This is a genomic window from Nonomuraea sp. NPDC005983 (genome assembly GCF_040614375.1).
In the GTDB taxonomy this organism is placed as follows: Bacteria; Actinomycetota; Actinomycetes; order Streptosporangiales; family Streptosporangiaceae; genus Nonomuraea.
In genome coordinates, this window is record NZ_JBEXUP010000195.1 from 1 (window position 1) to 13,839 (window position 13,839).

Genomic DNA, 13,839 nt, shown 5'->3' on the forward strand with positions numbered 1-13,839 from the left:
AACTTTCCCCCTCCCCGCCCCTTTTCCTTTTTTGTGCCGGCTCCCAGCCGCCCCCACCCCGCCGCGGGGGGGGCCGGGAACGCCGTGAGGCGGATCCCGGCAGCGCCGGCTGGTCGTCAGAGGCGTCAGGCCTCAGGGAACGGCCCGAAGACCGGTTTGCTCATCCCGGCAGGTCTTTCTCGCCCGGGACCTCGAGGGACGGGCAGCTGAGACCCTTGGCCGGGACCTTGAGGTCGATCAGATAGCCGTCGATGGCGTCGTTCATGCACTTGCTCTGGGTGAAGTTGCCGGGGTAGTAGGTGTGTCCGTACCCCTCGTAGGTGACCAGGGTCGCCCCCATCTGCTTGGCGGCGGCCTGCGACCACGGGTACACGGTGGCGAAGTCGTGCAGGTTGCCGACCAGGACGAGCGGCGGGGTGCCCTTGGCCGTCGCGGGCGCCTGGGGGTTGGTGGTCTTGCCCTGGTATCCCACGCAGGTCAGCAGGCTCTCGGTGGTGTTGGGGTTCCACTCCATGTTGGGGTACTTCTCGGCCAGCCGTGCGCTCAGGCTCTTCACCTCGGCCTGGTTCTTGATGTCGAAGTCCCAGTCCTGGCAGAACACCGCCTGGGACACGTAGTTCTGCACCTTGGGCGTCGCCGGCTGCGTCGCCGGAGGAGGGGGAGGAGTCTCCTGCGGCTTGGTGCCGTCGTAGAGGTGCTTGAGAGTGGCGGCGATGTCCTTCCAGAACGCCGGCAAGTTGATGTTCTGGGAGATCGAGGTCAGCTTGACGAAGTCGACCTTGTCGCCGGTGGACGGGTCCACCAGGTCCCCGCTCTTGGCCTTCTCACTCAGCTCTCCGTAGATCTTCCTGGTGTCCTTGCCGTAGAAGGCGCAGCCGGAGGTCTTGTCGCACCAGTCGGCGAACGCGTTGAAGTTCGTCTCGAGCGCGCCGACCTGGAGGTCCAGGAAGTTCCAGGGGGAGGTCACGCTGTGGTCCATGTTGCCGTCGCCGACCAGCGCCCGGACGCGCTTGGGGAACAGCTCGGCGTACGCCTGGATCGCCAGGGTCCCGTAGGAGAACCCGATCTGAGTGATCTTGTCCTCGCCGAGGGCGACCCGGATCGCCTCGTTGTCGAGGGCGACGTCCCGGCTGTTGACATGGTCATAGAGCGGGCCGGTGAGCTTGCGGCAGTTGTTGCTGAGCTTCGTGTTGGCCCGCCGCAGGGCGCTGAAGTTGGCCTGGCTCAGGTAGGCCACCGACCTGGCGGCGGCGGCCTTCTTGACCAGGTCGGAGTCGCACTTGATCTGGGTGCTGGTGTTGAGGCCGCGCGGGTCGATGCCGATCACGTCGAAGCGATCGTAGACATCCTGCGTGAGCACCTTCCGCTTGCCATTGACCTCTTCGACACCGGAGATACCGGGGCCGCCCGCGTTGAACAGGAGGGAGCCGATGCGGGCTGCGGGCTTGCCGGCCTTGCGGCGGGACAGACCTATCTCGATGCTCTGGCCGTTGGGCCTGGACCAGTCGAGCGGCACCTTGATGGTCGCGCACTCGACCTTCTCCTGGGTGTCCTTGCACTGCTGCCAGTCGATCGTGCTCGTCCTGGCCTCGGCGCCGGCCGGGGTGGCCGCGACCACCGGCGCCGCCACCATCAGCGCGCCCGCGAGCAGGGCCGTCAAGCGGCCGGCGGGAAGTCTCTTCTCGGCGAGACTCTGGGGTTTCATTGGCTTCCTTCCGAATTCGGGCAGCAGACGCTGGGGCCCACGGCGGCGTTGCCGCGATGAGCGTTCAAAGCGCCTGGCCCGAGAATCTGCCGAGCCAAGATCAAAGCGGGCTGGGAGCCGCCTCGGAGTCAGGTAGGAGTACGCGGAAGGTGGCGCCCCGGCCCGGCGCCGTGTCGACCTCGACCCGGCCGCCGTGCGCGCGCACGATGGCCGCCACGATGGCCAGCCCGAGCCCGGCCCCGCCGTCGGCCCTGGACCGGCCCTTGCTGACCCGGTAGAGGCGGTCGAACAGCCGCGGGACGTGCTCGGGCGGCACGCCAGGGCCGGTGTCGGTCACTTCCAGCACGGCCACTGCGCCCGATCTGCCCACCCTGACGGTGATCGCGGCGTCATGCGGAGTGTGGGTCAGCGCGTTGCCCACCAGGTTGGCGGCCACCTGGCGCAACCGGGCCTCGTCACCCATCACCGAGACGGGCTCCAGGCTGTCGCCGAGCCCGCTGAGCCTGGCCGGCCGGTCGGGTACGCGGGCCCGGGCGTCGCGGATGGTGTCGGCGGCCACCTCCAGCAGGTCTACCGGGTGGCGCTCCAGCGGGCGCACCTGGTCGAGCTGGGCCAGGGTGAGCAGGTCGTTGACGAGGACGCCCATCCTGGCGGCCTCGTCCTCGATCCTGCCCATCAGCTCGCCGGTGTCGCCGGCGCCCCTGCGGTACAGCTCGGCGAAGCCGCGTACGGAGGTGAGCGGGGTGCGCAGCTCGTGTGAGGCGTCGGCGAGGAAGCGGCGCATTCGGGCCTCGGAGTTGGTCCTGGCCGCGATCTCCGACTCGAGCCGGTCGAGCATGACGTTCATGGCCGTGCCCAGGCGGCCGGTCTCCGTGTGACAGTCGGGGGCGGCGACTCGGCTGCCGAAGTCGCCGTCGGCGATGCGGCCCGCGGTGCGTTCCATGCGGGTGAGCGGGCGCAGGCCGAGCCGCACCGCGGCGTTGGCGGCCAGGCCTAGGAGGAACAGCACGACCACGCCGACGGCGACGGCGATGGCGACGGCGGACGTCCGGACCTGTTCGAGGTCGCCGAGCGACAGCGCGAACGCCATGGTGTAGCCGTCGGACGTGGTGACCGCCTTGACACGCCAGGACGGGCCCTCCGTCCCCGGCACCGTGTAAGGCCCGCCGACCCGGACCTCTTTCGGGTCGGGGCCCGGCCCCGACGCCGACGGCAGCGTGCTGATGATCGCGCCGTCAGCGCCCAGGACGTAGATCTTCGAGACGGCGCCGATCCGCGCCGCCAGCATGCCCTGCAGGGGCGGCTCCTTCGACGGGGGCGGGGTGATCAGCTGTGCGGCCGGCGGCGGGACCTTGCTCATGTCTTCCAGCTGATCGTCCACCCGGCGCAGCATGGTGTCGTGCAGCAGCACGATGCCGACCACGTTGGCCATCACGAGCGCGACCGCGACGAGCCCGAGGACGGCCATCACCAACCTGGTGCGCAGCGTCCAGGTGGTGGGCCTCATCGTGGGGCCCTGAGCGTGTAGCCGACGCCACGGATGGTGTGGATCAGCTGGGTGTCCCCCGTGTCCATCTTCTTACGCAGGTAGTACACGTACGACTCCACGATGCGGGAGTCGCCGTCGAAGTCGTACCTCCAGACGCTGTCCAGGATCTGTGCCTTGCTCACCACCCGTCCCGCGTTGATCAGCAGGTATTCGAGCAGCTTGAACTCGGTCGGCGACAGCTCGATCGGGACGCCGCCGCGCCGTACCTCGTGGGCCTGGACGTCGAGCTCCAGGTCCGCGTAACGCAGTACGTTCCCGCGCTCGGGCCGGGTGTGGTTGCGCCGCAGGATGGCGCGCAGGCGCAGGACCACCTCCTCCAGGCTGAACGGCTTGGCCACGTAGTCGTCGGCGCCCAGCCTGAGCCCCCGCACGCGGTCCTCGACCGCGTCACGGGCGGTCAGGAACAGCACCGGGACGCGCTCGCCGAGCCGCCTGGCCACCTCGAACCCGTCGATGTCCCCCAGCATCACGTCGAGCACCACGACGTCCGGCTCGAACTCCCTGGCGGCGCTCACCGCCTCCATGCCGGTCTCGGCGGTCCTGACCTCGAACGAGACCAGGCGCAGGGTCTGCGAGAGCAGGGCGCGGACGTTGGGCTCGTCGTCGACGACGAGCACCCTGACAGGTCGTTCCATGTGCACAGGTTTACCGGAGCCACCTCAATGCCAGCTCAAAGCAGCACATCCCGAAAGGCGCCCCCAAAAGGGATCTCAGCCGGACGCAGGGGGGGCTGGCCATCGCCGATCGGCCCGGGCTCGTCCTGGCACGCTCACGCTCTGCCCGGATCGGCCTTCAGGGCGGCGGGGCGGCGGAGGGTGAGGATGATGCGGCCGGTGTCGCGTTATTTCGCGCTACTTCGCGATCGCCTCGCGGACGGACGGGGCGATCTCCTGGGCCCAGCGGGCCAGGAGGGTGTGGTCCGGGCCGCCGTGGCCTGGGGAGAAGAGCGTGAATCCTGACGCGCCGTGTTCGAGCACGGCTCCGGTCAGTTCCTCGACCCACTGGCTGACGGAGCCGCCGAGCCAGCGGCCGTCGCGGTCGCGGGTGGCGGGCAGCGGCCGGTCGGTGATGCGTCCGGGGAAGTTGAAGACCGTGCGGATCTCGCTCGGATCGCGGCCGGCGGACGCCGCCGCCTCGTCGATGATCGGCCGGGAGGCCCGGTAGCGTTCGCTGAGCCAGTCGGCCGCGTGGCCGGGGATCCAGCCGTCGGCCACCCGGCCGGTGGCGGCCAGGGATTTCGGGCCGACCGATCCGGTCCACACGGGCGGCGCGGCGACGGGAGCGGGCTCGATCTGGTGGACCTGGTAGTGGTTGCCCTGGTAGGTGACCGGAGGGCCGCCACCCGACAGCAGCTTGACCAGGACGATCGCCTCCTCGAAGGCGTCCACGGCATCGCCGGGCGTCAGCCGCGGTACTCCCATGTCGGTGATGCGGTCCCACAGCCCGCCCGCGCCCATGCCGAGCACGATCCGGCCGCCCGACAGCGCCGACAGCGACGTCACTGTCCTGGCCAGCATGGGAGCGGGCCGGGTCGGCAGGTTGGTGACGTTGGCGAAGCCGGCGATGTGCTGCGTGCGCCCGAGGATGAAGCCGAGCGCGGCGTAGGCGTCCAGCCGCCCGCCGATGTAGGGATGGTCGGACAAGGTGAAGATGTCGAGCCCGTCCTGGTCGGCCTGCTGGGCCATGCGCAACAGCTGGGGTATGTCGTCAATGCCAGGGTGTGCGCCGAAACCGAAGACGATGTTGTGTGCGGACAATGTTCCGCCTTTCCTTGTTGAGCTCGGCCCGGCCACTCCGTCCTGCGCGTGGTCCATGTCAGACGGCGCCGAACTGCTCGGTGAAGCGGCCGGTGAACAGGTCGGCCCCCTTGTACGCCGAGACGGTCTCGGCCGGGACGACGGCCGGCCCGTCGGGGGTGGGCAACTGGCCGACACCGCCACGCGGGCCGAGCGGGAGCAGGATCATGGGGTGGGGCAGCGGCCGGTAGGTGGCCTTCGGCTGCTCGCCGCGCAGTTGGGCGAGGATGTTCTGGGCCACCACCTCGGCGTGCTGCAGCGCGTACCCGGCCATCTTGGCCTCGGCGACGTCGGTGATGTCGCCGATGGCGTAGACGTGCTCATGAACCGCGTCGTGCCCGTGGACGTTGAGAGTTTCGGTGACGGGGACGTGTCCCTGCGGCGTACGGGTCGTCAGCCGGCCGTCGGCGAGGTAGTCGCTGTTGACGCGCACGCCGTGGGCGCGGAACCAGATGTCGGCGGTGATCTCCTGCCCGTCGGTGGTGGTGACGGTGAAGGTCGCCGACTGGCCGGGATCGCTCGCCGGAGGTGCGGTCAGGCCGGTGCCCAGCCGCAGGTGGACATCCAGCTCGTCGAGCTGGCGGTGCAGCTCCTGGCGCATCTCCTGGGGGAAGGCGGCCAGCAGTTGCTCGGCGGGGTCGACGATGGTCACGTGCTTGTGCGGCCAGACCTCCTTGATCTCGCCGGCCAGTTCCAGGCCGACCGGCCCGGCGCCGAGGATCAGCACCCGCTCGGCGCCGGCCAGTTCCTTGTGGGTCCGGCGCAGGTCGTCCAGGACGTCGTCTGCGGAGTCGGCGGCGGGCTTGGCGGGGTAGGTGTAGCTGGAGCCGGTGGCCAGGACCAGGTAGCCGGCCTCGACGCGCCGGCCTGAGGCCAGGGTGACGCCGCCGGCGTCCGCCGAGACCGCGCGGTCGCGCACCACCGTGCCGCGCCTGAGCCACTGGTCGTAGGGGAAGAACATGTTGCCCGCCCAGTCGGGCTGGGCCAGCGCCCGCAGCGAGCCGGCGGAGTTGATGAACGCGTCACGGGGGTCGATGAGGACGACGTCGGCGTCGGCGTCCAGCGCCTTGGCGACCGCAGAACCACCGTAACCTCCGCCGATGACCACGACTGTACGACTCATGATTCACGCTCCAACACAAAAAGGGCTTGAGTTCGCTTCACGAACCATATTAGTTCGTAGAGCGAACTGCAAACCCTTCTCGAGGTCAGCGCAGGTGCTCCGGTTCCATGAAGACGGTGGGAACCTTGTTGTCCGCCACGACGCGGCCGAGCAGGGCGGCGAGCGTGTCGCGCTCCGCCGGGTCGAACTCCGAGGTCAGTTCCCCGACGCGGCGACAGGTCTCGGCGTAGAACTCATCGGCCAGTTTGGCGCCCCGCCCGGTGAGCGCCACCCGCACCGCACGGGAGTCTTGCGGATCGGGTGTGCGCTGGACCAGGCCGTTGCGCTCGCTGCGGTCCACCAGGCCGGTCAGGCTCGACTTGGCCAGACCGAGCACCGCGCCCAGCTCGCTCATGCCGTACGGCTGCGCCATCAAGACGCACAGCAACTGGCCCTGCTGCTGGGTGAGGCCGTACTCACGGGCGGAATCTGCGTACACGGCATTCACCAGGAACGTGGACCGCACCAGTGCCGCCACCGTCCCGATCGGGCCGTCAACATGCTTGCTCACTGGCCAAGATTAACAAATTCGCGGGACGAACTACCGCTTCCGGGTGCGGCCTCGGGGAACCTTCCCGGACAGCAGTGAATCCCGGCCGCCGGGGCCGCACGCCCGGGTCGTCGATCCGCCGCGTGTGCGCCACCGATAGCCTGCGTCATCATGACGCGCGCGTGGATCCTGCCGATGCTGTTCGTGGTCTGCGGCTCGGCCGTGGCGGCTGCGCTGGCCGTCACGGGGAGTCCCGGCGCAGCCGCGTCACTACTGCTGATGTTTGTGCTGATCGCTGGACTGAACTCGCCGCTGGTGTTCCCGAGGTCCATCGGTGCGGTGGAGGCGCAACGCCGCAGCGCGATCGACGGCCGGCCGATCGTCTACTGGCGGCCGGGCTGCAAGTACTGCCTGCGACTGCGGATCCGATTGGGCCGCAGCGCCCGCCGGTTGCACTGGGTCGACATCTGGCGTGACCCGGCCGGCGCGACGGTGGTGCGGGCGGCCAACGACGGCGATGAGACCGTGCCGACCGTCGTGGTGGCGGGCCGGCCGCACGTCAACCCCGATCACGGATGGGTGCGCGCACAGCTCTCCCCGCCCGCGTGATCGGGAGCTGTTCACCCGTCCCCGCCCGCGCCCCCGACGTCCGGCGCCTGCCACCGCGAAACTCCGCTGAGCCGCCTGGCCACCTCGGCGAACGCGCGGATCGCCGCGCTCTCCCGCCCGGCCGCCCAGATCAGCGCGCTCTCCAGGGGCGGCATGCCGCGCAGCGGGATCACCGACACGCCTGGATGGGTGTAGTGGTCTGCGAGCGAGGCCGCCGTCGGGTGGACGATCTCGCCGCGGGCCACCAGTGCCGGCCCGGCGCCTCGCCAGGGAGCGCCTCGTACACCGTGACCTCGCAGCCCGGATGGGCCCGTGGTGAACGCCCGTACGATCTCCGAGAACACCGGCGCCCGCACCGCGAGAGAGCATGGTCGTGCCGACCAGGGTGCGGCCGGTCGAAGGAGTCTCCTGGCCGGTCCAGCCCAACCTTTCACCCACTCGCCGACGTCGGTAACAGGCGAGAGGAGTCGTCTTGAACCACAATGACAGCTTCCGCGAGTTCATGGCCGCCCACCAGCAGTCGCTGATGCGGACGGCGTACCTGCTCGCGGGGGATGCCCACCTCGCCGAGGACCTGTTGCAGAGCGTGCTGGTGAAGATGCTCGGGCGCTGGGCCAAGCTGGCGCACGTCGCCAGCCCGCAGGCGTATGCCCGCAAGGCGCTGGTCAACCAGTACATCTCCTGGCGTCGTCGGCGGGTCAGGACGGCCGAACTGCCGAGCGCCGAGCCGCCGGAGCGGCCCTACTCCAGCGAGGCGTCCACGATCGCCCGGCTCACCATGCAGAAGGCGCTCGCGCAGCTGCCGCCCAGGCAACGGGCGGTGATCGTCCTGCGTTACTACGAGGACCTCACCGAGCACGAGACCGCGAAGTTGCTGAACTGCTCGATCGGCACGGTCAAGAGCCAAGCCCACCATGCACTGGCCCGGTTACGGGCGCTCGCGCCGGAGTTCGCCGAAATGGAAGACGTGAAGGGAGCACACCGATGACCTGGCTGCGAGCCGTGCTGAGCGACATCGCCGACCATGCGCCCCAGGTGGACTTGACCGAGCGGACGATCAGAACCCGCGAGCGGCGGCGCAGGGCCGCTCCGATCGTGGCGAGCGCCGCGGTCATCGCCACCGCGCTCGCCGCGACGGCCGCCGTACGACTGCTGCCGGCGCAGCCGCACGCGGCCACCGCCCCCGGGACTGTGACCGACCTGCCGGCACGCGGAATCGAGCCGCTGAGCCACGCCTACATGACGTTCTGCCGGCCGGAGGACGGCAAGGCGCCGCCCGGGTGCGTGGACGGCGGCTGGCGGGTGGTCACCCAGGGTGGCAAGACCTACCGGCTGGCGCAGGCGCTGCGTGTTCTCGAGTCCGGGCTCAGGACCAGCCCTCTTGCGATCAGCCGGGACGGCCGCAAGATCGCCTACTACGACGCCGAGGTCGGCACCTTCGCGGTGCGCGACCTCGCCTCCGGGGCGGTGCAGACGGCTCCGACGAAGGTGCCCAAGGCCTGGCTCGGCAGCATCGCCCATCTCCTGCTGTCAGACGACGGCCGCTTCCTGGCCTTCACCAAGAGACCGCCGCTGAAGGACCCGGCCATGCTGTTCGACATGCGCGAGCGCATGGTGCGGCCGTTGCCCAACGGCTGGAACCCCATCGGCCTGTCCCCGGACGGCGACACGATCACCCTGGCGGAGTACGCGCCCAAGACGCGGCTGCAGACCATCAGCCGCCTCTGGCAGACCTCCACGGCCAGCAATGCGAGGACCGTCGACGTCGCCGGCCACTACCTGGTCGGCGGGCTCGGTCCCGATGGGAAGAGCATCATCGCGGTGGAGAGCGTGAGCGTCCCCGGCGCCACCGGATGCCTGAGACGCGGCGAGGAGCTCGTGCACCTGGACCGGGAGAGCGGCAAGGTGCTCCGGAGGGTCCCCGTGCGGGGCCTGTCCATGACCGGCAACTCCGTCTACCTGCGCAGCTGGACCGGCCCTCAAGAGATCATCGCCCTCGCCACCCCCTTGGTGTGCAAGAAGCGCGACGTCGACGCCCCTGCGCCGAGCTTCGACCCTTCCTACGCTCCCTTCACGGCCTACGCGCTGAACGTCAAGACGGGCAAGGCCAGGAAGCTCGCCACCTACACCGCTCAGGGCTTCTTCCACCTCGTGCTCCCCGGCTTCCCCGGGACCCTGTGACAGCGGTCTAACCGGCCGTCCGTTCCCGGGGGCATGATACAAGCAGAGTCCATGGCAAATTTGCAGTCGACTTGATGTTTGCAGTGCGGTTAGGCTTCTGGCCATGACAGAGGGGCTGCGGGAGCGCAAGAAGCGGCAGACGCGGCAGCGCATCACCGAGGTGGCCACCGGCCTGTTCGTGGAGCGCGGCTTCGACCACGTCACCATCGCCGAGGTCGCTGCGGCGGCGGAGGTGTCGGTCAACACCGTCTACAACTACTTCGAAGCCAAGGAGGATCTCGTCCTGCCGCCGGACGAGGCCTCCCCCCAGCGGCTCGCCGACATCGTGCGCGCCCGCCCGCCCGGCACGTCCGCCGCGCGGGCGGTGCTGGAGCACCTGCGCGAGGAGGCACGCCGCCGCGACCGCAGGCTCGGGCTGACCGAAGGATTCGGCCGCTTCCTGGAGATGATGCGGGCCGCCCCCACGCTGACCGCACGGCTGGAAGACCTCGGCTATCAGATGACCGACGCGCTCGCCGCCACGCTCGCCGAGGAGACCGGCGCCGCGCCGGACGACCCGCTCCCCCGCGTGGTGGCCTGGCAACTCGGCTCGCTGCACTCCCTGGTCCTGCAGGAGATCGGCCGGCGCACCTCGGCGGGCCAGAGCTCCGACGTGATCGCCGAGGCCGTGCTGGAACTGCTCGACGCCGCCGAGGACGTGCTCGGCGAGCGCATGCTCACCTATGCCCTACGAAAGGACTGACCGTGTTCCGAGTGATGATCTGGGGCAAGTTCGACGGGCTGGACGACGTCGGGCGCGCCGCCGTCCAGGCCGCCGGCGCCACCGCGTTCACCGAGGAGGGAACCTTCACCCACGACGGGAGCTTCTCGGCGTTCACCTTCCGCTGCCAGGCGCCCGCGGGCCCCGACGACGGCGAGCCCGAGGCCACCCGTAAGGCCGTCGCAGCGCTGGACGCGCACGGCCACGCCTACCACCTCCTGCGGGTCGCGGTGACGGACATGCGGCAGATCAAGATCCGCCAGAAGGGCCGGCGCAGGTGAGCCACTCCACGCCCGCGGTTGAGTTCGCCCAGCTCAGCGGGCCTCTATTGGCAGCCGGACGACCAGTCCCGCCAAGAGGAGCCGGGTGGTCCGGCTTGGCGGGACTGGTCGTCCGGCGCTCGGCGACACCCCCGATGGCAGTACGCGCACGCCAGGCGATCAGGCAGGAGGCGTGCTCGCCCGGCTCAGCGAGCGCGAGCGTTCACCAGGTCTGTTCGAGACGTGCCGCGACCTGCCGGTACCGGCTGACCGGCACCAGGTGCACGCCGTCGAAGGCACCGCTGTCGCGGATGGCCAGGACCTGCTCGCACGCCGCTTCCACCCCGGCGTCACGGTCCCGCTCCACCTGTTCGACCAGGTGATCGGGGATGTCGATGTCGGGGATGGCGGCCGCCAGATTGCGGGCCATGCCCGCGCTGGCCAGCACCATCACCCCTGCGTAGACGGGGACGTCCAGGCTGACGCTCTCGCGCCAGCGAAGCAGCGCCTCCAGCGAGTAGCTGACCTGGACGAACACGAAGTCCGCCGCGCGCTTCCAGGCGGGCACCGGACGCAGCCCGGACGTGACCCCGACCTGGAAGGACGGGCTGCCGGCGAAGGCCGGGTCCCCGGCCGTGCCGCGCGCCTCTTCGATCATGCTTCGCACCGTCAGCTCGCTGGTGCGCCCGCCTGCGGTGGGTTTGTCGCCGTAGACGAACAGGAACCGTTCCACCCCGTACGCGGCGGCCGTCAGCAGGTCCCTGCGCAGCCCGAGCAGGTTGCGGTCGCGCGAGTTCAGGCACGCGATGCCCCGGGCGCCCATCGCCTGCACTTCGTGCGCGACCGCCACGCTCGACACGGTCGCTCGCCCGATGTGGTTGTCGGGGATGAGGAAGGAGTCGGCCACCGGGCTCAGCACGCCGATCTGGTGGCGTACCCGCGTCAGGTCGGGACGGGTGGGCGGCTCGATCTCGCAGACCAGCTCGAAACGGTGATCAGGCATGCCGCGACCCTACCGGCACGCGATCGAGCCATCCTGGTGTCGCCCCCGCACGCTGCGGCTGCCCACGGCACACCGCCGCCCTGGGTCGCCGTCACGCGCGGCCCGCGCTGGCGGCGTTGACCATCGGCCTGGGCATGGGCTGTTTCAGCTACGCTTGGCGCCTGACCGGGGCGCTCTGGCTGGACGCGGCCGCGTGGCAGGCGCCGTAGCCGTCGGCGCGGGCGACGATCCGTCCGCCTTCGACGCGGACGGCGGTCTCGGTCTCGTCGCTGACGGCGGGAACGCCGGCCGCGGCGGCGAGCACGCCCGGCTCGTCGCAGACCACCCGCAGCCGCGGCCACGCCGCAGGCGGGAAGGCCTGGCGCAGGAAGGCGCGCAGCTCGGCGAGGAGGAGCCGGGTCAGCGGCCCCAGCTCGTCGGGCGCGCTGGTGACGAGGACGGCGGTGACGGCGGCGCCGGGGGGCGCGGCGCGCACCGCTTCCTCCACGGCGCCCAGCCGGTGCAGCCCGAGGATCGCGACCACGCCGTCATCGGTGAGCCGCGCGGGCTCGCCGCGGACGGCGTCGAGCGCGGGCGGCGGCGACCACGGTTCGGCGACGGGGCGCGCCCGCGGGACGTGCGGCAGGTGCGCGGGCTGCCACCCGTCGCCGAGGTCGAGGTCGGCCAGCTGCTCGCAGGCCCTCACGACGTTGAAGGGTTCGAGGAAGCCGGGCGCGGCGGCGGCCAGCTGGCTCGCGCCGTGCAGGGTCGTCAGCGCGGTCTCGGCGACCCGTACCAGGCGGCCGCCGGGGCTCAGCCGCTCCAGGGCCAGGCTGAGCAGGATCGCCTGGAGCTTGGTCAGCTGCGCGAACGGCCGCCGGGTGCGTTCGTCGGCGAGGACCTCCGGCAACAGGTCCACGCCGATCCGGGCATGGCCGTACTGCTGGTCGGTGGCCAGGGGCAGCCGGGCGACCCAGGCGCGGGCGAACGCGCCGAGCGCCTGGCGGGCGGTGCGGCCCGGCTCCGGATGCGGCGGGTCGGAGGCGTGCTCGGCGTCCTGGGCCAGGACCGCGAAGTACAGGGCGCGCTTGCCGGGGAAGTTGGAGTAGACCGCGCCGCGGGTGAGCTCGGCGCGTTCGGCGATGTCGTCGATCCTGGCGTCGCGAAAGCCTCGCGTGGCGAACTCGTCCCTGGCCGCGGCCAGCACCTTGGCGCGGTTGCGCTCCTGGGTCTGCGCCCTGGTGAGCCGGCCCATCGTCCTCCTCGCCGCGTTGCCGTCGATCCGGATACAAGATACCGTCGCCATTCACATGATTAGAGCATCTGGTCTTAACATTTGAAATGGAGGCGCGATGGACACCGTCCCCGAGATCGACCTGACCAGCCCCGAGCTGCTGCACGACCCCTTCGCCGTCTACGGGCGCGCCCGCGAGCAGGCGCCGCTGGCGCGGCTGCGAGCCCCCGGCTTCTCGATGTGGGCCGTGACGCGCCACGAGGACGCGCGGGCGATGCTGAGCGACCCGCGCTTCGAGCTCAACGCGGCCAGCTTCATGATGCGGCCCGACGTCCCCGACGACTGCCAGGCCTACATGCGGACCATGCAGGAGATGGAGGGGCCCGAGCACATGCGGCTGCGCAGGCTGGTCTCGCCCGCCTTCACCGCGCGGCGCGCCGCCGAGTTCCGGCCGAGGATCGAGCCGATCGTGGACGCCCTGCTCGACGAGCTGCCCGGCCATGTCGAGGATGGGGTCGAGGATGGGGTCGAGGACGGCGCGGTGGACCTGCTGGCGCGCTTCGCCCGGCCGCTGCCCATCGAGGTGATCTGCGAGCTGGTCGGCATCCCCGCCTCCGACCGGCCCCGCTGGCGCGAGTACGGCGCCGCCGTCGCGTCGGGCCACGGCCAGGCCCTCGCCGACGCCATCCCGGGCATCATGGCCGGCGCCAAGGCGGCCGTCGCGCGCCGCAAGGACGAGCCCGGCGACGACCTGCTCTCCGGCCTCATCCGCGTCCAGGCGGAAGACGGCGACAGGCTCAGCGACACCGAGATGGTGACCCTCGTCTGGAACCTCGTCCTGGCCGGGCAGACGCCGACGAACCTCGTCGCCAACGCCGTGCAGGCCCTGCTCGCCCACCCTGAACAGCTCGCCGTCCTGCGCGAGCGGCCGAGCCTGATGCCGCGCGCCGTGGAGGAGCTGATGCGCTGGTGCGGGCCGCAGCTGCTGACCATTCCCCGCTACCCGCGCGAGGACGTCGAGATCGGCGGCGTGCCGATCCCCAAGGGCGAGGCCGTCACGGCCGCGATCGGCTCGGCCAACCGCGACCCGCGCGTGTTCGCCGACCCCGAC

15 protein-coding genes are annotated in these 13,839 nt (G+C 70.8%); 6 read left to right on the plus strand and 9 right to left on the minus strand.

The window, feature by feature from the left end:
* Positions 1–160 precede the first annotated feature (160 nt).
* From ABZ297_RS43095 to ABZ297_RS43120, 6 genes are all read right to left on the minus strand, one after another.
* Entirely contained in the window at positions 161–1,705 is a 1,545-nt protein-coding gene (locus ABZ297_RS43095) for an alpha/beta hydrolase (RefSeq protein ID WP_355359093.1), read from the minus strand.
* Positions 1,706–1,805: 100 nt separating this feature from the next.
* On the minus strand, positions 1,806–3,212 hold the full coding sequence (locus tag ABZ297_RS43100; protein ID WP_355359096.1) for a HAMP domain-containing sensor histidine kinase: 1,407 nt from the start codon (positions 3,210–3,212) through the stop codon (positions 1,806–1,808).
* Positions 3,209–3,889: a response regulator transcription factor gene (locus ABZ297_RS43105; protein WP_355359099.1), complete on the minus strand. Its 681-nt coding sequence runs from the start codon at positions 3,887–3,889 to the stop codon at positions 3,209–3,211. The genes ABZ297_RS43100 and ABZ297_RS43105 overlap by 4 nt, the downstream gene beginning before the upstream one ends.
* A 216-nt stretch (positions 3,890–4,105) precedes the next feature.
* Positions 4,106–5,011, minus strand: a complete 906-nt coding sequence (locus ABZ297_RS43110) for an LLM class flavin-dependent oxidoreductase (protein WP_355359102.1) — start codon at positions 5,009–5,011, stop codon at positions 4,106–4,108.
* A gap of 58 nt (positions 5,012–5,069) precedes the next feature.
* Positions 5,070–6,173 carry an FAD-dependent oxidoreductase gene (locus tag ABZ297_RS43115; protein ID WP_355359105.1) on the minus strand — a complete coding sequence of 368 codons (1,104 nt, stop codon included), beginning with the start codon at positions 6,171–6,173 and terminating at the stop codon, positions 5,070–5,072.
* An 85-nt stretch (positions 6,174–6,258) separates the two neighbouring features.
* Positions 6,259–6,723, minus strand: coding sequence for a MarR family transcriptional regulator (locus ABZ297_RS43120; protein ID WP_355359108.1), 465 nt, complete (start codon positions 6,721–6,723; stop codon positions 6,259–6,261).
* Between the two features lie 150 nt (positions 6,724–6,873).
* On the opposite strand from ABZ297_RS43120, the gene ABZ297_RS43125 reads away from it, so the two are divergent.
* Positions 6,874–7,311, plus strand: coding sequence for a glutaredoxin domain-containing protein (locus ABZ297_RS43125; RefSeq protein WP_355359111.1), 438 nt, complete (start codon positions 6,874–6,876; stop codon positions 7,309–7,311).
* An 11-nt stretch (positions 7,312–7,322) separates the two neighbouring features.
* Here the strand turns inward: ABZ297_RS43125 and ABZ297_RS43130 are convergent, their stop codons facing one another.
* Positions 7,323–7,667 (minus strand): hypothetical protein, encoded by a 345-nt coding sequence (locus ABZ297_RS43130; protein ID WP_355359114.1) that lies wholly within the window; start codon positions 7,665–7,667, stop codon positions 7,323–7,325.
* Positions 7,668–7,783: 116 nt separating this feature from the next.
* Between ABZ297_RS43130 and ABZ297_RS43135 the strand changes: the two genes are divergently transcribed.
* From ABZ297_RS43135 to ABZ297_RS43150, 4 genes are all read left to right on the plus strand, one after another.
* Positions 7,784–8,299 (plus strand): SigE family RNA polymerase sigma factor, encoded by a 516-nt coding sequence (locus ABZ297_RS43135; protein ID WP_355359117.1) that lies wholly within the window; start codon positions 7,784–7,786, stop codon positions 8,297–8,299.
* Positions 8,296–9,492, plus strand: a complete 1,197-nt coding sequence (locus ABZ297_RS43140) for a hypothetical protein (RefSeq protein WP_355359120.1) — start codon at positions 8,296–8,298, stop codon at positions 9,490–9,492. Before ABZ297_RS43135 ends, ABZ297_RS43140 begins: the two co-directional genes overlap by 4 nt.
* Positions 9,493–9,595: 103 nt before the next feature.
* The gene (locus tag ABZ297_RS43145) at positions 9,596–10,234 is read left to right on the plus strand and encodes a TetR/AcrR family transcriptional regulator (protein WP_355359123.1); all 639 of its coding nucleotides are present in this window, start codon (positions 9,596–9,598) and stop codon (positions 10,232–10,234) included.
* Between the two features lie 2 nt (positions 10,235–10,236).
* Positions 10,237–10,533: a DUF6204 family protein gene (locus ABZ297_RS43150; protein ID WP_355359126.1), complete on the plus strand. Its 297-nt coding sequence runs from the start codon at positions 10,237–10,239 to the stop codon at positions 10,531–10,533.
* A 202-nt stretch (positions 10,534–10,735) separates the two neighbouring features.
* Here the strand turns inward: ABZ297_RS43150 and ABZ297_RS43155 are convergent, their stop codons facing one another.
* Both ABZ297_RS43155 and ABZ297_RS43160 read right to left on the minus strand, forming a co-directional pair.
* Positions 10,736–11,515 carry a methylenetetrahydrofolate reductase gene (locus tag ABZ297_RS43155; protein WP_355359129.1) on the minus strand — a complete coding sequence of 260 codons (780 nt, stop codon included), beginning with the start codon at positions 11,513–11,515 and terminating at the stop codon, positions 10,736–10,738.
* Between the two features lie 148 nt (positions 11,516–11,663).
* A complete protein-coding gene (locus ABZ297_RS43160; RefSeq protein WP_355359135.1) occupies positions 11,664–12,749 on the minus strand; it encodes a TetR/AcrR family transcriptional regulator in 1,086 nt (361 codons plus the stop codon).
* A gap of 97 nt (positions 12,750–12,846) precedes the next feature.
* Between ABZ297_RS43160 and ABZ297_RS43165 the strand changes: the two genes are divergently transcribed.
* Positions 12,847–13,839 (plus strand): cytochrome P450 (locus ABZ297_RS43165; protein WP_355359132.1); only part of this gene is annotated, 993 nt, incomplete at its 3' end.

Excerpts from the sequence above, each read along its gene's own strand:
- ABZ297_RS43095 (WP_355359093.1), bottom strand. The coding sequence starts at position 1,705 with ATGAAACCCCAGAGTCTCGCCGAGAAGAGACTTCCCGCCGGCCGCTTG.
- ABZ297_RS43100 (WP_355359096.1), bottom strand. The coding sequence starts at position 3,212 with ATGAGGCCCACCACCTGGACGCTGCGCACCAGGTTGGTGATGGCCGTC.
- ABZ297_RS43105 (WP_355359099.1), bottom strand. The coding sequence starts at position 3,889 with ATGGAACGACCTGTCAGGGTGCTCGTCGTCGACGACGAGCCCAACGTC.
- ABZ297_RS43115 (WP_355359105.1), bottom strand. The coding sequence starts at position 6,173 with ATGAGTCGTACAGTCGTGGTCATCGGCGGAGGTTACGGTGGTTCTGCG.
- ABZ297_RS43125 (WP_355359111.1), top strand. The coding sequence starts at position 6,874 with ATGACGCGCGCGTGGATCCTGCCGATGCTGTTCGTGGTCTGCGGCTCG.
- ABZ297_RS43140 (WP_355359120.1), top strand. The coding sequence starts at position 8,296 with ATGACCTGGCTGCGAGCCGTGCTGAGCGACATCGCCGACCATGCGCCC.
- ABZ297_RS43145 (WP_355359123.1), top strand. The coding sequence starts at position 9,596 with ATGACAGAGGGGCTGCGGGAGCGCAAGAAGCGGCAGACGCGGCAGCGC.
- ABZ297_RS43155 (WP_355359129.1), bottom strand. The coding sequence starts at position 11,515 with ATGCCTGATCACCGTTTCGAGCTGGTCTGCGAGATCGAGCCGCCCACC.
- ABZ297_RS43160 (WP_355359135.1), bottom strand. The coding sequence starts at position 12,749 with ATGGGCCGGCTCACCAGGGCGCAGACCCAGGAGCGCAACCGCGCCAAG.